Origin of the sequence: Pseudomonas sp. B707 (assembly GCF_022496685.1) — a bacterium.
In the GTDB taxonomy this organism is placed as follows: domain Bacteria; phylum Pseudomonadota; class Gammaproteobacteria; order Pseudomonadales; family Pseudomonadaceae; genus Aquipseudomonas; species Aquipseudomonas paraglycinae.
The window spans coordinates 21,071-40,306 of sequence record NZ_WTVE01000012.1; the positions used below are offsets into that span (position 1 = coordinate 21,071).

Genomic DNA, 19,236 nt, shown 5'->3' on the forward strand with positions numbered 1-19,236 from the left:
ACCTCCCCCGCCCTACAAAATTCCAACAATTGCCCCGGTCATTTCCCGCACTTTGCGCAAAATGCCGTTAGTCGCCACCCCCTGCGATGGATTAAAGTAACGCCCCCAGCCCCGGCGTTATCCGAACGCCTGTGGCCACCCTTTCCAGGAACAGTCATCGATGGAACATCGTGAAGCGCTGCTGGCGCTGCGAACCTTTCTTTCAACGCAGATTCTCGGCCAGGAAAAACTCATCGAGCGCTTGCTCATCGCCCTGCTCGCCGACGGCCACATGCTGGTCGAGGGCGCTCCGGGTCTGGCCAAGACCAAAGCGATCAAAGAGCTCGCCGAGGGCATCGAAGCCCAGTTCCATCGCATTCAGTTCACCCCGGACCTGCTGCCCGCCGACATCACCGGCACCGAGATCTATCGCCCGGAAACCGGCAGCTTCGTGTTCCAGCAAGGCCCGATCTTCCACAACCTGGTGCTGGCGGACGAAATCAACCGTGCCCCGGCCAAGGTGCAATCGGCGCTGCTGGAAGCCATGGCCGAACGTCAGGTCAGTGTCGGGCGCAGTACATACGAGCTGTCGCCGCTGTTCCTGGTGATGGCCACGCAGAACCCGATCGAGCAGGAAGGCACCTATCCGTTGCCCGAAGCCCAGCTCGACCGCTTCCTGATGCACGTGAAAATGGGCTTCCCGGATGCCGCCGTCGAGCGTCGGATCCTGCAACAGGCCCGCGGCGAAGCCCTGAACGGCGAAACCAAGCCCGAACGCCGGGTCAGCCAGCAGGCGATCTTCGCCGCGCGCAAGGAAATCCTTGGCTTGTACATGGCGGACGCGGTCGAGGAATACCTGGTGCAACTGGTCATGGCCACGCGCAACCCGGCCAAGTTCGACCCGGAAATGGCCGAGTGGATTGCCTACGGCGCCAGCCCGCGCGGCTCGATCGCCCTCGACCGCTGCGCCCGCGCCCACGCCTGGCTGGCCGGTCGCGACTTCGTCAGCCCGGAAGACATCCAGGCGGTGCTGTTCGACGTGTTGCGTCACCGCATCATTCTGTCGTTTGAAGCCGAAGCCGCTGGCATCGATCAGGATCGCGTGGTGCAACGGATTCTCGACGTCGTAGCCGTCGCTTGACCCCGATGAACGCCTCCCTGCCGTCCGAACCGGGCATCCGCATCAGCCTCGCCGAGCTGATCGAGATGCGTCACCGCGTGCGCGAAGTGCAGCTGTTTTCGACGCCGAGCCAGCGCAGCCCGCTGATCGGCCTGCACCACTCGAAATTCCGTGGTCGTGGTGTGGATTTCGATCAGGTGCGGGTCTATCAGGCCGGCGACGACGTGCGCACCATCGACTGGCGCGTCACCGCGCGGACTCAGGAACCGCACACCAAACTGTTCCATGAAGAACGCGAACGGCCGATTTTCATCATGGTCGAGCAAAGCACGCGGCTGTTCTTTGGCTCCGGGCTGATGTTCAAGTCGGTGCTCGCGGCGCAGGCTGCGGCGCTGATCGGCTGGGCCGCGCTGGGTCATAACGACCGGGTTGGCGGACTGGTGTTCGGCGACAACGAGCATTACGAAATCAAACCGCGCCGCAGCAAGCAGAGCCTGTTGCAACTGCTCAACCGCTTGGTGAAGGTCAATCAGTCGCTGCACAGCGAGCGGGAGCCGGATCGCGATGCGTTTGGCGTGGCGTTGCGCCGGGCCCGCGAAGTGCTGCGACCGGGCAGTCTGGTGATCGTGATCTGCGACGAGCGCGCACTGTCCGACAGCGCCGAGCAGCAATTGAGCCTGTTGTCGCGCCATTGCGATCTGTTGATGCTGCCGCTGTCCGATCCGCTGGATCACGCCCTGCCCGCCGCCGGCCTGCTGAGATTCGCCGAACGTGGCGCGCAGCTGGAACTCGACACCCTCAATTTCGATCTGCGCCAGACCTACCGCGCCCAGGCCGAAGCGCGGATCGCTCGCTGGGAATTGCTCGCGCAGAAGCTGCGAGTGCTGTTGATGCCACTGAGCACCCAGAGCGAAATGGTTGAGCAGATGCGCGAGTTCCTGAACCCGCAACGTCCGGGGAAAGGTCGATGAACGGCCTCGAACAACTGCAACCACTGATCTCCCCGCCACCGATTGCCTTCTGGCCGCCGGCGCCGGGCTGGTGGCTGCTGCTTTTACTGTTGCCGGTAATCGGTTTCGTGATCTGGCGGCTGCGACGTTTCATTCCGATCAAGAAAAAACCGGTCGTGCGCGCCGAACTGCCGCTCGATCCGGTGCGTATCGCCGCACTCGCCGAACTGGCGCAGATGCCCAAACCCTACGACGGCGCCCCGGCCGGGGCCTGGCTGCAGCAGCTCAACGGCCTGCTCAAACGCCTGTGCCGCAACCACTATCCCTACAGCCAGAGCCATACCCTCAACGGCCGCAAATGGCTGGCGTTTCTCGACAACCGTTGCCCCGCCGCCGGCCTGACCCGCTGGATGGTGCTCGTCGAAGGCGCCTACAAACCCGAGTGCAAGCTCGACGACAAAGCCATCGCCGGCCTGACCCAGGCAGTCGACACCTGGATCCGCAAACATGTTTGAGTTCGCCTGGCCGTGGATCTTTCTGCTGTTGCCGCTGCCGTGGCTGATGCGCCTCGTGCTGCCGGTGGCCGACAGCGGCGAACCGGCGCTGAAAGTGAGTTTCCTCGGTGACCTGGAAGGCCTCGCTCGCCGCCGCGCCCGGGCCAATCTGCCAGCGTGGCGCCAGCAAGCGCCGTTCATGTTGCTGTGGCTGATGCTGCTGATCGCCGCCGCCCGCCCGCAATGGCTCGGCGAACCGCTGCCGATTGCCGCCAGCGGTCGTGATCTGCTGGTGGCAGTGGACGTGTCCGGCTCGATGGATTTTCCGGACATGCAATGGAACGACGAAGACGTCAGTCGCCTGTCGCTGGTTCAGCATTTGCTCGGTGATTTTCTCGAAAGTCGCGATGGCGACCGCGTTGGCCTGATCCTGTTTGGCAGCCAGGCCTACCTGCAAGCACCCCTGACGTTTGACCGGCGCACCGTTCGGGTCTGGCTCGACGAAGCGCGGATCGGCATCGCCGGCAAGAACACCGCGATTGGCGACGCCATCGGCCTGGCCCTGAAGCGCCTGCGCATGCGCCCGGCCCAGAGTCGGGTGCTGATTCTGGTCACCGACGGCGCGAACAATGGCGGCGAAATCGACCCGCTGACCGCCGCCAAACTGGCCGCCAGCGAAGGCGTGAAAATATATCCGATCGGCATCGGCGCCGATCCCGAAGAAAGCGGCGCCACGGCGTTGCTCGGCGGCAACCCGACCCTCGATCTCGACGAACCGGCACTCAAGGCCATCGCCGAGGTCACCGGCGGCCAATACTTCCGCGCCCGCGACGGCCAGCAACTGCAAGCGATCAAGGACACCCTCGACCAGCTCGAACCGGTGACTCAGCAACCTACCCAGGCCCGTCCGGCGCAGGCGTTGTATCAGTGGCCGCTGGCATTCGCGCTGCTGCTGAGTATTTTGCTGGTGGCCCGTGTGTTGTGGCCGGACAACCCGCTGCAACGACTGTTTACCAAGGAGCTGTATCTGCAAAGCCCCCTGCCTGACTGGCGCGACCGTCTCAAGCGTTTGCGTTTGCGGAGGCGCCGATGATCGCTCTCTGGCCGCACTGGTTCCGTCCCTGGTGGCTGTTGCTGCTGCCGGCGCTCGGCTGGCTGATCTGGCAGCTCTGGCACCGACAGAAACGCGCCGGTCGCTGGCAGATGATTCTGCCGCCGGCCTTTCACGCCACGCTGCTCAGTGGCGGCAGCGGTCGCGACAGCAAACTGCCGTGGGTCGCCCTGAGCGTGGCCTGGCTGCTGACGATTCTGGCGTTGCTCGGGCCGAGCTGGGAGCGGGTCGAACAAACCAGCCAGAAACCCGCCGACCCGTTGGTGGTGGTGCTGGAACTGACCCCGGAAATGCTTGCCACCGATTCGCCGCCAACGCGACTGGAACAGGCCCGGCGCAAGCTGTTCGACCTGCTGAAAGTGCGCAGCGATGCCCAGACCGCCATCGTCGTTTACGCCGGCAGCGCCCATACGCTGGTGCCGCTGTCGGATGACCTGGCGACCAGTCGCAACCTGCTCGACGCGCTCAAGCCCTCGCTGATGCCGGAAAGCGGCCATCGCGCCGATCTGGCGGTTGGCAAGGCGCTGGCGCTGCTCAAGCAGGGAGCGCTGGGTCAGGGGCGGATTCTGCTGATTGGCTCTTCGCTGTCGGAAGAGGAACGCCAAGGTATTCGCAATGCACTAAGCGGCCAATCGGCGCAGTTGTTGATGCTCGGTGTCGGCACCGCTGAGGGCGCGCCGATTGCTCAGGAGGACGGGAGTTTCCTCAAGGATGAACAAGGCGCGATCCGGGTGCCGCAACTTGACAGCCCGGGCCTCGGCGCCTTCCTCAACGCGGTCGGCGGCGAGTACCGCAGCGCGCGGCTGGATGAGTCCGATCTGGGCGACCTCGGCCTGCTCGATGGCCCGCGCAGCCTGCGCGACGATGGCCAGACCGTGCGCCTCGACACCTGGGCCGATCAGGGGTACTGGCTGCTGTTGCCGCTGTTGTTGCTCGCCGCGTGCGCCGGGCGGCGTGGCTGGTTGTTCTGCCTGCCGTTGCTGCTGGCATTGCCGCAACCGAGCTATGCCTTCGACTTCGAAGACCTGTGGCTGCGCCCCGATCAGCAAGGCCTGCATCTGCTCAAACAGAAGCGCCCGGCCGAAGCGGCGAAGCATTTCGAAGATCCGCAATGGCAAGGGGTGGCGTTGTACGAGGCCGGCGACTACAGTGGCGCCGCTCAGCATTTCGCCGAGGGCAATGACGCCCACGCCCACTACAATCGTGGCAACGCCCTGGCCAGAAGCGGCGAGCTGGAAGCGGCTCTGGACGCCTACGAACAGGCCCTGGAACGCCAGCCGGATCTGCGCCCGGCGCTGACCAACAAGGCGCTGGTGGAAAACCTGCTGAAACAGAAAAACGCCCCGCCGCCGGCCGAACCGCAAGACAAACCGGCGCAGCCAAACATACCGGGCGATGAACCGCCGCCACCGACCGCTCCACCACCAGCGGTCAAAAGCGAAACCCAAAGCGAGTCGCAGACCGGCGAGTCCGCCAGCGAACCGCCACCGACCACCCCGCCGCTGCCGGGTGCCAACGAGTTGCCGGACAGCGAACCGGGCGAGGAACAGAACACTGCGCCGCTGCTGCGCCCCAATGAGGACAACCTCGAAGGCGAGCAACAGCAGGCGCTGGAACAATGGCTGGGCAAGATCCCGGATGACCCGGGCGAACTGCTGCGACGCAAATTCTGGTACGAACAGCAACAACATCAGGATCAGGAAAACATTCGATGACCCGTTTCACCGCTCTCTTGCTGCCCCTGCTGATCTGCACGGCCACCGCCCAGGCGGCCGAGCTGACAGCCAGCGTGGATCGCAGTCGCCTGAACTCCGGCGAGACGGTCGAACTCACCCTCGAATCCAACGATGTCACGCAGTTCGGCAAACCGGATCTGAGCCCGCTGGAACCGCTGTTCGAAGTGCGCGGCACGCGTCAGGTCAACCAGTTGAACACACTCAACGAAGACAACCGCGCCACCACTCGCTGGATCATCACGTTGCTGCCCAAGCAGAACGGCAGCGTTGAAATCCCGCCGCTGAAACTGGGCGACGTCGAGAGCCAGCCGATCACCGTGCAGGTGATCGAGAGTGACAACCGCGAAGAGAACAATGCCCGCGAACCGGTGTTCATCGAAGCCAGCCTCGACCAGACCAGCGTCTACGTGCAGGCCCAGGCCATCCTGACGTTGCGCATCTACCATTCGGTGTCGCTGTACGACGACAGCAGCCTGACGCCGTTGCAGATCGCCGACGCGCGCATCGAGCAACTGGGCGACATGCGCACCTACGAAAAAGACATCAACGGTGTGCGCCATGGCGTGATCGAGATGCGCTATGCGATCTATCCGCAGCACAGCGGCTTGCTGAGCATCGCCCCGCAGACTTTCAGCGCCACACTCGTCGACACCCAGCCCTCGCAGGACGCCACGACGCAGGGGCCGAAGCCGGGCAAACTGATGCGCGTCAGCTCCACCGCCACCTCGCTGACGGTCAAACCGAAACCGATGACGTACCCCAGCGACGCACCGTGGCTGCCGGCCCGCAGCCTGAGCCTGAGCGAAAGCTGGAACCCGGAGCCGGAACACACCCAGGTCGGCGACTCCCTGACCCGCAGCCTGACCCTCAAGGTCGAAGGCCTGGCCAGCTCGCAACTGCCCGCCCTGCCCGCCACCGAAGCCAACGGCCTGCGCCGCTATCCGGATCAACCGGTGCTGAACAACCAGAGCAGCGACCGCGGCCTGATCGGCAGCCGTGAAGAACGCGAAGCACTGGTGCCGAGCCGCAGCGGTTCGATCGAGTTGCCAACGGTGGACGTGGTCTGGTGGAACACCTTCGAAGATCACCTGGAACACACCAGCCTGCCGGCGCGCACCCTGCAGGTGGCGAACAACCCGAGCCTGCAAGTCGACACCCCGGCGGGCAGCACGCAACCGCTCAGCGCGGCCGACAGCGAAGCCTTGTGGTGGTGGAAACTCAGCACCTTCGTTTTCGCCTGCACCACCCTGCTCGGCTTCGGCCTCTGGTGGCGTGCCCGCTGGCAGCCGGCAATCCTGCGCGCCGCGCAAACCGGCCCGAGCCCCCGCACCCTGCTCGACGACATCAAACGCGCCAGCCAGGCCAACGACCCCCACGCCACCCGCCAGGCCCTCGACGCCTGGGCCCGCCAGCAACCGGAAACCCTGGCGGATATGGCGGCGCGTTTTGTGCCGCTGTCGGATGCGCTCGATGGTTTGAACGGCGCGCTGTACAGCGAGACGGGGCAGCATTGGCAGGGTGAGGATTTGTGGCGGGCGATCCGTACGATTCCAACGGCGGAGCGGGTGCAGGATCCGGTTGGGGACAGTGGGTTGCCGCCGCTTTATCCGAAGTAGCTCAGTAAAAAATAAAAAAGGGGCGGATTTATTAATCAAATAAATCCGCCCCTTTTTCTGCTTGTGCTTTGCTGCTCTCAAGAAGTGGTCAGATTTATTTACAACAGTAAGCAATAAATAAATCCGTCCTTCCTTTCCACCTCGCACCTTTCACCCATCAGCAAAGTCTTTCACACGAGCCAGGTTCTTGTAAATCCATCGCGCCGACAGAACCAATGCCAATGGAATCCCGACACACTTGAATACCAACCTGAAATCAGGCTCGAAAAAAACATATAGCGCCGCCATCAACAGTGAAACCACTACAAGAGAAAGCAGCAAAGACACCATGAACACAAACCAGACGACACACAACAAAACGACCGATCTGGCGAATATATTTCTACTTGCCACTATTTAGTTCCTTATAAAAGTCAGACGCCTTTCCAGTCACACCATACAGATACATACCCAGAGCGCTCCCGAAAGGCAAAGTCTTACCAAAAACAGGCACGACGAAATTATTATCAAATTTTTCCACTGTCACACCGAATAGCGACTTGGTGTTCTTTAGTCCGTCCGACGATATTCTCAAAGGTACTTTTACGAACCCCGACCCTGCACTGAAGAACAGATCCGCACCGCTGTATGCAGCAGATCCATACTCACCTCCAAAGTATGAAAATGCGTCCTTTACAGGATTATATCGGAAGGGCTCATCACCAAAGATGTGGTTATAAAAACCGCTACTGCCTTCTACAGCGTTACCTGCTCCAATCGTCGCCATAGGCCCTCCAAAGGCGCAACCTGCAACAGTGGCGCACAGACTGAAACCCGATACCACGGTTCCCACCCCGAGACCCGCCTGAAGAGCATCGGCTCCCAGAGGAAAGGCATCACGCGTTGCAAAATCCGAGACTGAATCAAAATAAGTATAGTCAAACAAACCCCTGTCACGCTGTGCATCAGCCCAGGTCAACTCATTGCTGAGCCCGGCCATATCAGCCTCCGTGAGGTAATTTGCACGATACTCGGCACTCCCCCTTTCATACTGGGCCCAGCACCGGATCATGTAGCAAGTCGCTTTATCGAGGTTTTCCTTTTTGAAGTCGCCCTTACTGGCCTCTTCTTCCTTGGCATGCTCTTCCTCCTCATGCCCTTGACGATTGAACGCCGTTGCGTATTTGGCAATGTCCGCCCCAAGCTGTACATCACCTCCGACGGCAGTCGCCGCCAGAATACCGGTCAATTGAGAAGCCATTAGTTCAAGTTGCTTGTCGCCCTTGGTCATTCCATCAAGAATTCCACTCAACGCTTCATTGGCGCCTGCTGCTGCCGCACCCGTTTTGAAATCTCCCCCAGTGATTTGAGCCAGCAACCCTCCCATCAGTGTATGGGCCAGTACTTTTTCGAAACTGCCTGTTGGATATTTCACGTAATCGCCGACAAAGTTGAACCCGGTTGCCATGGCGACGTTATTGGCTTGCGATGCAATCGCTGTCATCAGGTTTTGACCAAGGCTACCGCCATTGATGAGGGTGCTTACTCCGGCCTGTGTCGCGCTTTGGGCCAAAGAATACTTGATGTAGTCACCAATGCCGCTCAACTTTCCGAGATCGAATCCTTTCGTGATTCCTGCTGTGGGATTGGTCGATGCACCAAACGCCTCATCCAGATACCCGGAAGTGATGCCCGCTGTCAGGGCGGATGTAGCGTAGCCCTTCAGACTCTGGGTACTGGTGACATCTTTTACGACCGCGCCCAGATTGCCTTTATTGTTGATGGCGCTCACCGTCGCCGAGCCGGCCATCGAGGTCATTACGCTGGTTGCCATAACGTTCCCCCAGCCCGCTGCCATGGTCGCCGATCCCGCAGCCATTGCCGAGCCCGAGCCAGCTGTCGCACCCGCCATTGTGCCCGCCAGACCACTTGCCGCTCCGGCGGTCAATACGGTCATGACGATAATGATTGCCAGCATCGCGCCCTGACCCAGGCTCGAATTGCTGTATTTGAACGATTCGTGGGTTTCCTTGATCAGTTGCCAGTCCACGTCACCCCGTTGCTCGGCATCCTTGAGCCACGCAAGTTTCGGATCCGCCTTGACCATCGCATCAATGGCTTCGCTTACGGTTTGCTGGTTGACCTGTCTGACATCGATTTTCAGCCCGTCAACCGCATGGATTGCCAGCTTTCCTGCGGCCGTCATCTGGGTCTGTTTCAACGTCTCATCGGTGCTGCCTTTACCCGACATGGACGTCCAGGCCTGACTGGAACTGCTCTTCTCGTGGCTTTCCTGATGCAGATCCTTCACACCTTCGAACGTGACTGAGCCGCCACTGTTGATCGTGAGATCGCCACCACTTTGCAGATTCGCAGCCTGGTAACGCTGATCCCCACCGCTTGCCAAAACCATGTTGGAGCCAGACGTGATTTCACTACCGATATGAGTGACCTGAGTCACCTCATCGCGCTTGGTTTGTTTGGACCCGAATGAGCCTTTCTTCTTCTTGTCATACAACGAGTAGTCAGTGTCCTGCGCGGCAAGAATGTCCAGTCGGTCTCCGGCAACCAAGTACGCCTCGTCACCGGCGCTGATGCGACTGGAGATCACCGCCATGTCATCACCTGCACTCATTGCAACACTGCCACCAGCCTTGATATCGCTCATGACCTGGCTGACGTGATCTTCCTGCTTTGTAAGTTTCTTGCTCTTCGACAGGGAGTGCTCCTCATCTGCGGCCGAACTGATCGTCAAGTCACCGGTCGCGGCCATCGCGACATTGCGTTCAGCGTCAATCTTGCTGGCAACGACTGTTATGTCGCGGCCGGAGCGCATGGATACATCGCGACCCGAGTCCAGTTCCGAACCCAACTGAGTGACATTGCTGCTGTTGTGCCGACTGTCGTAATAGACGCTGTTCGCCACCTGCGCTGACGTCACGTTGATGTCGCGAGCTGCGTTGAACGTCATGTCCCGGCCACTCTGCATGACTGCGCCTTTAACATTGATGTCCTGGCCTGCCATTACCGTCAGATCATTGGCCGCTTCAATTCTTGCTGCGCTGTCGGCGAAGTCATGACTTTGAGAGGCGAGGCGGGTGTTATTGGTCTGGGTCGTAATGGTTCGCTCGTTAAGTACGTCTCCACGAATCGCTGTCACGTTTACATCCCGCCCGGTGATGATGCCGCCGGATTTGTTGACGACATCATTGCCCGCCAGAACATCCAGGCGATTTCCCGCCTCAATCACTCCGCTGTTGACAACGTCGTTACCGGCGATAGCCATCAAATCATTCGTCGCCTTCAACGTCCCGACGTTATCCAGATTCCCGCCGGCAATCAGCGTCACGTCCTTACCGGAAATCAACGCACCGGTCGGGCCGAGACGGCCGTTGGCCTGGGCCAGGTACAGCACCGGCACCAGCACTTTTTCACCGTTCACTTCGTGCTCTTCGAGCCAGACGATATCGTGGGTCAGCGCCGCCACCTGTTCGGCAGTGAGGCCCACGCCCATCGACAGGTTGAGGGCGTCCTTGCTGGCGATGGCGTTGTCCATCAGGTAGCGGAACATGTCCTCGTTGTTGCTTCGGCCATCGATGAAGGCCTGGCCGGTGCGCGCGGTCACGGCTTGCTGCACCAGACGCTGCTCGAAGAGTCCGTCACCGAGACGCTTGGCGCTCTGGTCCGGGTCGTAACCGAGTTTGCCGAGCAGGTAGTCCGAACTCATGAAGGACTTGAGATCGGTCAGCGCCGGGTTGGTTTCGATCAGGTATTTGTGGCCGTTCGCCGGGGCCTTGGTGTCTGGCAGGCCCGTCACGCGGGTGACCGGGCGACTGTCGATCGACTCCCGGGCGTCATTGCCACGTCCGCCCCTGCCGGGACCGGCCGGATTCACCGGAACGTTCACATCCAGCGTGCTGGCGACCGCTTTGACCATGGTCGGGTCGCGTCGAAAGGTATCGACGGCGCGCGTGCTGTCAGAGACCGGTGCAGGAGCATCGACCAGCAAATTGCGCGGACCGCCGCTGGTGCCTGCGACCAGATGCTGCTCGGCCTTGACCGACTCGCCGGTCATTGTCCAGGTGGGCGATGGACCTGTAGCGACTACAGGAGAAAGGTCACTGCCCCCCTGGGTGCTCAGACGGAAAAGACCTTTGTCGCCTACCGGCAAGGAGAAGCCCGGCAAGGTCAGTGGATTGACCTGCTGCTGGGCCAGCTCCGGTGGCAACTGGCTGTTGATCCTGATGACCGCTATGCCGGTGTTGCCAACCCGAGTGTCTGCGACTTTGTTGGTACCGCCAGTAGCGCCGTAATCCTGGTGGATGACGCTGTTCTCCACGTCCTTGACGGCGGTGATCGAAACGTTGCCACCGGCCTGAATGACAGCATTGCGGCTTGTACCTGTGCTCGCTGCACCTGTGCTGTCAACAGCGACTTCAGTGACGGACTCAGGTTTGTACTGAGTCAACTGAGCGGGCAGTTCGACCAGATTATTCTTGTCATAAAGAGATGGCGTTGTGGATTCAAAGCCATAGTTCAAACCAGGCAGTGCGATGTTATAGCCACGTAACGCACTGACCGTTGCGCCTGTCTCACTGTCCTTGAGACCCACCACGTTGTACCACTCGCCGTCCCGGTTCCCTTCTCTGACACGACCGGATGTCGGAATGGCTTTACGGATAGCACCCGCCGGATCGATGTAATACACATACGGGAAATCAGGATTGTTGCGCTGGTTGTAAGGCATTACGACGCTTTCGAAAAACCGTGGAGTATCGCCCGCTCCCATGGTCAGGACGTAAGTGCTTGTACGTTCGATGGTGCCGCTCTTGGCACCAATGTTTTTGAGGCTGTCGGCCGTGATGCTGATATTGCCGCCGGCAGCCACGGTGCTTTTGCTGTTAAGAAAAGTCCCGCCCTGGAAAACGAAGTCCTTGCCTACATTCAATACGGCAGAGGCGCTGGTATCAGTGTCAGTACTTTGATAAAGCTCATGAGCCGAAAGCGTGAAAACGAATGTCCCGCCGCGGCAGTCGTTGCAAATATTGGCAATGTAGCCAGAGACCAGTTTGCGGTCACCCGACATCACTGGGCCTTCGGAGCGGTTTTCGAAGACATCGGCATTCATCGTGAACGCGCCACCGCTCTCCATGGAACCGGAGATGTTGTAGACGCCTGCCGCCCTCGCTGCACCGCCGTAACCACCGACAACAACATTACCCAGACCGTAGAAATCACCATGCTGGTTGGTCAGATTGCCAACACTGAGCGTCATGTCCTTGCCGCTGAAGATCAACCCGCGGTCATTGAGCAATGAAGGGGTGTTGATGTTCAGGTTCTGCGCCGCACCCAACGTGCCGTAGTTGGCGACACTGCCGGCGTTCACGGTCAGATCTTCACTGGAGGTGATGCGGCCCGAGTTGACGAGCGATCCACCGGTACTGATCGTCGACGATCCGCCAGCGGCGATGCTGCCGGCACCACCGATGTTGACTTGCGCTGCACTCAGGTTGAGACCACGCTGACTCGACATACGCCCGTTGCCGCCATAGGCGCCGGTCAGTTGCATATGAATCAGGCCATCACTGGCGAGCAGTCCGTCGTTGGTCCAGTTGCCCCCACGTATCTGCAGAAGATCGGAGGCCAGCAGCTTGCCGCTGGCGCTCTGGCTGAACTGGCGGACGTTCACGTTCAATCGCCCGGCCTGAATCACGCTGGAGTTGTTCCAGGTGTCGGCCGTCAAATCCAGAAGGCCGCCGGTGGTAATGCTGCCGCCGGCACCGATCACGTTGGTCGTGGAGAGATCGAACTTGCCGCGACCGACGTGGTTGAGCTGCCCGCCACCGTTGAGGAAGCTGCCGACGGCCAGGGTCATGTCGGTGTTCGCGGTTTCCAGCACGCCATTGCGGTTATCCAGCAGGCCGCCGATCTGGAATTCGGTCTTGCCAGAGGTGCCCAGCGAACGCAGTCGGCCACTCTGGTTATTGACGCTGGCCGCTTTGACGGTCAGTCGGGTGTTGCTTTCAATGACACCCGCGCCGTTAATCAGCGCACCACTCAAGCCAAAATCGATGCGCTCGGCGGCGATCTGCCCGGCACCGTTGTCCAGACTCGTGCCGCTTACGCCAACCAGCCCTTTGGCGTAGATCACGCCATTACGGTTATCGAATGCAGCGGTGGTGATGTTCGCGTCGGCGCCTTGCGCCGAGATGCGCCCGCCATTGTTGTTCAGGCCGGCCAGTGCCGACAGTTTCAGGCCCTGAGCCTGAATGACGCCGCCCTGGCGATTGTTGTTCAGGTCGAAGCCATTGCGCAGGACACCGACGGTACGTGCCTCGAGGGCACCCTTGATGCTGGACAGAATCCCGCCGCGGTTATCGATGCTGGCCGCACCGACCGTCACGTCGCCTTCCTGAGCGATGATTTTTCCGCTCTGGTTATCGAGATCGCCAGTAACGTCGAGCGTCAGGCCGGTCTGGCTCTGGATCGAACCTTTGCCGTTGGCCAGGCTCGCCGCCTTGAGTTGCAGGCTGCCGGTCTGGCTGTAGATCAAGCCGTCGGCATCGTTGCGCACGGCGGCGCTGGCGGTGATCAACAAGCCATCCTTGGCCGCAATGGTGCCTTTGCTACCGTTGTCCAGCGAGCCGGTCAGCAGTTGCAGCGAACCTTGACTGGCGAGCTGGCCGTTGCGGTTGCTCAGATCGCTGACGCCTTTGATCACGACCGGACCGGTGCCCGCCAGTTTGCCGGCGTTGTTGTTCAGCTGTCCCGACAGGTTCAGGTTGATCGCGCCGTTGGCCGCGAATTTGCCCCCGCTGTTATCCAGGCTCGTAGCGTTGGCAGTGAGCGCCTGGAGCGCGTTGATAGAACCACCGACGTTGGTCAGTGCAGTGCTGGTGATGTCCAGTGCGGCGCCACTGTCGATCAGGCCGCCCTGATTGTTGTTGAGTGCGCCTTTGAGCGTGAGGGTCTGCCCTGCCGCACTGCTGAGGATGCCTTTGTCGCTGTTGTCGAGGCTGCCGGCATTGACGGTCAGACTGCCTTGCGAAACCAGAGCGCCGTTACCGCTGTTGAGCAGAGCGCCCTTGAGATCGACCGACACGTCACCGTTGCGGCTTGAGAGCGTGCCGTTGGCGCGGTTGTCCAGACTGTCACCACTGACGTTCAACTGCTGCCAGCCCGAGAGCAAGCCATTCTGGTTGGTCAGGGTGGTGCCGCTGAGCTTCAGTTTCTCGCCGCTGATGATCTTGCCGGCATTGTTGTTCAACGCCCGGGCAATGACGTCGAAACCCAGGCTGCTGGAGATTTCACCGCCCTGGTTGTTCAGGTCGCGCAGGCGCTTGAGGGTCAACGGCCCCTTGGCCGTCAACAAACCATTGGTGTTGTCGAGGTCGCCATTGGCCAGATCCACGGTAACGGCTTTGTCGCCCAGCAGGCGCCCGCCGTTCTGGGTCAGGGAGGTCAAGGTCAGGTCGATGTCGCCGCCGGCAGAGACTTCGCCGCCATCGCTGGAGTCCAGCGCTGTCGCCGTCAGGGACAGACTGCCCTGGCTGTTGATCAAGCCTTTGTCGCGGTTGTTCAGGGCCATGGCATTGAGCGTGACGCCGCCGATGCCCTGCAAAACACCGCCCTGGTTGTTCAGGTCGGCGCTGCGAATACGCAACGCTTGCGCCGCACTCACCAGGCCGTCGCTGTCGTTGCGCAGCAGGCCATCGACAGTCAGGTCAAGATCACCGCGGCTGACCAGACTGCCGCCACTGCTGTTCAGACTGCCGGCACGGGCATCGATCGATGCCGCACCGATCATGCCTTTGACGTTGTCCAGTGCCTGGGCGATGCGCAGCGTCAGGCTCTGGGTGCTCAGCAATTTGCCATTGCTGTTGTCCAGATTTTGCGCCGCCACGGTAAAGGCTTCACCGCTGGAAATTTCTCCGCCCTGGTTGTTCACGCCATTGAGCTGCTTGAGCAGCAACGTACCGGGGGCATTGATCAAGCCATTCTGGTTATTGAGCTGGCCATTGTTCATGTCCAGGCTCAGGCGAGTGTTGCTGAAAAGCTTGCCGCCCTGTTGCTCAAGCCCTGTGACCGACGCCGTCAAAGCGCCCTGGCTACCAATCTGCCCGCCATCGCGGTTGGTGACCTTTCCCGCGACAAGGTTCAGGGTGTCGGCGCTGCTGAGCTTGCCGGTGCTGTTGTCGAAGTCGCCTGTGGTGACGCTGGCCGCGCCCTTGGCGCTGAGTGTGCCTGCCTGACGGTTGTCGAGGCGGGTGCTGCCGAGCACCAGCGCCCCATCGGTGACCACCGCCCCGCCCTGGTTATCAACGCTGCCGCGACTCTCGATTGTCAGGTCCGCAGCGCTGGAAAGGCTGCCCTTGATGTTGGTCAGTTGCGAGGTTTTGACCGTCAGGGCGCTTTCGCTGCTGACCTTGCCCTGGCTGTTGTCGAATGCACCGCTCAGCGTCAGAGCCATGGCCTGCTGACTGAGCAACTCGCCACCACTGTTGTCCAGTGAATCGCCGTGCAGGTCGAGCGAAGTGCTGGCACTGATCAGGCCCTTGTTGCGGTTGATCAGTTGCTCAACGGTCAGCGTCAACGACTGGCCGGTGAAGATTTTGCCGGCGTCACTGTTGTCGAGTTTTTTGCCGGTCACCTGCAGATCGCTATTGGTGCTGATTTCACCGCCGCGGTTATCCACGTCGTCGACGTTCAAGGTCATCGCCTTGGTCGAGCCGAGCAGTCCGCCCTGACGGTTGTCGAGCAGGTCGGCATCGATTTTGAGGACGCCGGTGGCGATCAACTGGCCGTCCTGGTTATCGAGCTTTTTCGCCTGTACGGTGGCATCCGACTTGCCGGCGATGCTGCCGCCACGGTTGTCCAGCGTCTGCGCCGTCAGTTCGAGTTTGCCGTCGGCAATCACCGTACCGAGCTGGTTATCCAGGGTGTTGTCGGTCGTCAGCGTCAGTGGGCCACGGCTGCTGATCAAGCCTTCATTGTTGTCGAGGCTGGCGCTGTGACTGTCCAGCGATGCCCCGGAAATAACGCCTTTGGCGTTGTTCAGCGCCTGCGCAATGCGTACGGTCAAGCCTTGCTGACTCAGCAGTTTACCGTTGCTGTTGTCCAGGTCATGGGCGGTCAGTGCGAAGGCTTGCTGGCTGGAGATTTCGCCGCCCTGGTTGTTCACGCCATTGAGTTGCTTGAGCAGCAATTCGCCGGGCGCATTGATCAAACCGTTCTGGTTGTTCAACTGGCCGTTGTTCAAATCAAGACTCAGGCTGGTCTTGCTGAACAGTTCACCGCCCTGCTGATCGAGGCCGGTGACCGACATGGTCATGGCTTGCTGACTGGCGATGCGGCCTGCAGCGTTGTTCACCTGCCCCGCCGTGAAGTCCAGCGTTCCACCGCTGATCAGGCGCCCGCCCTGACTGTTGTCGACATCGCCGCTGTCGATCCGGCTGTTGTCCTTGCCGGAGATCAGACCGCTGTGACTGTTGTCGAGACTGGCGCTCTTGAGTTTCAGAGTGCTGTCGGTGCTGATGGAGCCACCCTGATTGAGCAGCGCGCCAAGACTGGTCAACGCCAGGGCGCCGGCGCTGGTCAGGTTGCCGGCATTGTTATCGACACGGCCGGCATTGATGGTCAACGTGCCTTCGCTGCTGATGAGCCCCTGGCCGTTGAGCAGTGCATCGTCCAGTGTGATGACCAGGCCCTTCAAGCTATCGAACGAGCCACCGGTGTTATCCAGCGTGCTGCCGGTCAGTTTCGTCGCACCACTGGCGACGATCATGCCTTTGCTCTGGTTGATCAACCGGGCAACCGCCAGTTCCAGATCGCTGGCTGCGAGAACCTTGCCACCGTCGCTGTTGTCCAGCCGCTGGCCCTTGATGTTGAGCAACAGGCTGCCAGATAGCTCGCCCGCCCGGTTATCGATGTCATCGACCGCGAGAGTCAGCGCTTTTTTTGTGCCGATCAGCCCGCCGTTACGGTTGTCGAGTGTGGTGCCGGTCAGGCTCAGGTTGCCCTGTGCGACCAGTGCGCCGCCCTGCTGTTGCAGCAGGCCTATGGTCGCGGTCAAGTCGCCCTGGCTGGAGATCCGCCCTTTGGCGTTCTGCACCTCGCCAGCCTTGATACCCACCGGGCCGACAGCACTGACCAGGCCACTGCTGTTGTCCAGGCGCGTGCCTGCGTATGTGATGCCAGCCTTGCCGATGATCAGACCGTTGTCGCGGTTATCCAGTCGATCGACGTTCAGCGTCAGTTGCCCGTCGCCTTGCAGCGCGCCGCCACGGTTGTCTGCCGAATCACTGCGCAGTGCCAGCGTTCCTTTGCCGATGACTTTGCCGTCACGGTTGTCGAGATGACCGGCCTGCGCGTCAATGGCGCCCTTGGCAGTGATTTCGCCCTTGTTGCGGTTGTCGAGCAGACCGCTGACCCGCACCACAAGACCGCCATCGCTGACCACGACCCCGGCGTCGCGGTTATCGAGACTACCGGCCTTGAGATCGAGAGCAACGCCGGAACCGAGCATGCCGTCGCGATTGTCCAGCGCGGCACTGAGATCAATGTTAAGCCCCAGATCACCCAGGATTTGGCCGCCGAGGTTGTTGACGGAGGTTCCGCTGAGTCGAGTGATACCGGAACTCGAAACCTGGCCGTTGCTGTTGTTCAACTGACCGATCGTGGCCGTCAGGTTACCCTTTGCGTCGATCAAACCTTGGCTGTTGAGCACTTGACTGGCGGTCACGTTCAGCGCGCCTTTGCTCAGCACACGCCCGTCATTCTGGTTGTCCAGTGTCCCTGCAACGATGCTTGCGATCTGCGCAGCGCTCAGCGTGCCGCCCTGGTTACTCAGCACCTGCGCGGCATTCACCGCCAGATTGCGGCTGGCCACCAGGCTCTTGCCACGGTTGTCGATGTTTTGCGCGCTCAGGCTCAGATCACCATTGGCATTGCGACTGCCATCAGCATTGACCCCGGCTTCAATGGCCCCGGCGTTGGTCAATTGACCACCCGCACTGAGGCTGATGCTGTCCCGCGCCGCGAGGGTCTGTCGGTTGGTCAGATCGCCCTGAGTCTGTACGTTCAGCGAGGTGCCGGCGTAGACCGCCGAGCGGGTCTCCAGGCTGGCGGCCTTGACGTTGACCGCGCCGGTGGCCGAGGTTTCGGCCAGGCTGAGCTGGCCGTTGGCGTCGAGCTGGATGTCGCCGCCGCTGGCGATCAGTTTGCCGTCGAGTTTCACCCCGACCCCGGCTTCGGTGCCGACCAGTTTGATCGCACCGGCGTACATCCCGCCCAGCGCCGAAGAGTCAATGGCCAGTTGCGGTTTGGCGCTGCCGTCGTCAGCGCGGGCCGTGGCGTTGAGGTTGTTGGCGTTGACGTCGTTGCGCCCGGCAACGATGGTCAGGTTTTTCGCCTGGATCTCGGCGTTGATCTTCGCCGAGCGGGTGATGATTTCGAAGCGGTCGACATTGGTTGCGTTAAGCCCCGCGCCCTCGATGGCGACGCTGCCCTGATCGACCTGGAAACGGTCGAGGCGACCGCTGCCATCCAGCACCGGTTTGCCGGTGGTGAGGGTGACGCGGGGCGTGTTGATGAAACCGCAACCGTTGCAACTGATGCCGTACGGGTTGGCGACGATCACCCGCGCCGACTGCCCCGCCACTTCGGTGTAGCCGCGCAATTGGCTCGGGCTGCCACCGATGACTTCGTTGAGGATCGCCTGTGCCGAACCACTGTTTTTCAGGTGCGGGTTGTCAATGATGTAGCCGCCCAATTGAGTGGACGAAGCCTGGTTGGAGCCGTTGTTGAGGATTACGCCCTGCGCCCCGACGTTGTAGTCATGAAACTGGTTGTGCGACAGACCGCTGCCGTTCGGCGTGGCAATGTTGATGATCTGCACGCCGTTGCCGGCGCGATCAAGGGTGGTGCCAGGGTTGGCCACCACGATGCCGTCCGCCTGGGCCCACATCGGCTGCCAGAACATGACGTTGGCCAGCAAAAACGCCAGTCCTCGCTTGGGCATACCGCAGAACTGATCACGGCTTTTTACGGCGGCAGATGGCAGGCGAGCGAGAAAGGCGAACTGACGAACGTCCATGTAAAGGTCTCAATGCACAGGCAGGATGGGCAATTTGAAGGCAGGCGCGACGATTCCGACGGGGTTGCGGATGGCGCCCGTCAGAGCAAAATCGGATAGGGAGAAAGTTGCGCAAGGCGATCAAGCGTTGCCCGGACGATCACGGCAAAAGCCATGA

General features: G+C 60.9%; 7 protein-coding genes. 6 read left to right on the plus strand and 1 reads right to left on the minus strand.

Translation table 11 applies throughout. The features are described from left to right. Window positions 1-160: 160 nt before the first annotated feature. From GQX66_RS04510 to GQX66_RS04535, 6 genes are read left to right on the plus strand one after another with little or no spacing between them, the layout of a single operon-like run. Entirely contained in the window at window positions 161-1,120 is a 960-nt protein-coding gene (locus GQX66_RS04510; RefSeq protein ID WP_011334589.1) for a MoxR family ATPase, read from the plus strand. A gap of 5 nt (window positions 1,121-1,125) precedes the next feature. After that, on the plus strand, window positions 1,126-2,070 hold the full coding sequence (locus GQX66_RS04515) for a DUF58 domain-containing protein (protein ID WP_007959332.1): 945 nt from the start codon (window positions 1,126-1,128) through the stop codon (window positions 2,068-2,070). Continuing rightward, the gene (locus GQX66_RS04520; protein ID WP_085746250.1) at window positions 2,067-2,564 is read left to right on the plus strand and encodes a DUF4381 domain-containing protein; all 498 of its coding nucleotides are present in this window, start codon (window positions 2,067-2,069) and stop codon (window positions 2,562-2,564) included. Before GQX66_RS04515 ends, GQX66_RS04520 begins: the two co-directional genes overlap by 4 nt. Continuing rightward, the gene (locus tag GQX66_RS04525) at window positions 2,557-3,636 is read left to right on the plus strand and encodes a VWA domain-containing protein (RefSeq protein ID WP_240867009.1); all 1,080 of its coding nucleotides are present in this window, start codon (window positions 2,557-2,559) and stop codon (window positions 3,634-3,636) included. The genes GQX66_RS04520 and GQX66_RS04525 overlap by 8 nt, the downstream gene beginning before the upstream one ends. Then, window positions 3,633-5,369 carry a tetratricopeptide repeat protein gene (locus GQX66_RS04530; protein ID WP_129974085.1) on the plus strand — a complete coding sequence of 579 codons (1,737 nt, stop codon included), beginning with the start codon at window positions 3,633-3,635 and terminating at the stop codon, window positions 5,367-5,369. The genes GQX66_RS04525 and GQX66_RS04530 overlap by 4 nt, the downstream gene beginning before the upstream one ends. Further along, on the plus strand, window positions 5,366-7,006 hold the full coding sequence (locus tag GQX66_RS04535; protein WP_129974084.1) for a BatD family protein: 1,641 nt from the start codon (window positions 5,366-5,368) through the stop codon (window positions 7,004-7,006). Before GQX66_RS04530 ends, GQX66_RS04535 begins: the two co-directional genes overlap by 4 nt. Before the next feature lie 382 nt (window positions 7,007-7,388). Here the strand turns inward: GQX66_RS04535 and GQX66_RS04540 are convergent, their stop codons facing one another. Continuing rightward, a complete protein-coding gene (locus GQX66_RS04540) occupies window positions 7,389-19,079 on the minus strand; it encodes a filamentous hemagglutinin N-terminal domain-containing protein (RefSeq protein WP_240867013.1) in 11,691 nt (3,896 codons plus the stop codon). Window positions 19,080-19,236 lie beyond the last annotated feature (157 nt).

Bases quoted from the DNA above. Each gene is read 5' to 3' on its own strand.
- GQX66_RS04515 (WP_007959332.1), top strand. From the start codon at position 1,126: ATGAACGCCTCCCTGCCGTCCGAACCGGGCATCCGCATCAGCCTCGCC.
- GQX66_RS04525 (WP_240867009.1), top strand. From the start codon at position 2,557: ATGTTTGAGTTCGCCTGGCCGTGGATCTTTCTGCTGTTGCCGCTGCCG.
- GQX66_RS04535 (WP_129974084.1), top strand. From the start codon at position 5,366: ATGACCCGTTTCACCGCTCTCTTGCTGCCCCTGCTGATCTGCACGGCC.
- GQX66_RS04520 (WP_085746250.1), top strand. From the start codon at position 2,067: ATGAACGGCCTCGAACAACTGCAACCACTGATCTCCCCGCCACCGATT.
- GQX66_RS04540 (WP_240867013.1), bottom strand. From the start codon at position 19,079: ATGGACGTTCGTCAGTTCGCCTTTCTCGCTCGCCTGCCATCTGCCGCC.
- GQX66_RS04530 (WP_129974085.1), top strand. From the start codon at position 3,633: ATGATCGCTCTCTGGCCGCACTGGTTCCGTCCCTGGTGGCTGTTGCTG.
- GQX66_RS04510 (WP_011334589.1), top strand. From the start codon at position 161: ATGGAACATCGTGAAGCGCTGCTGGCGCTGCGAACCTTTCTTTCAACG.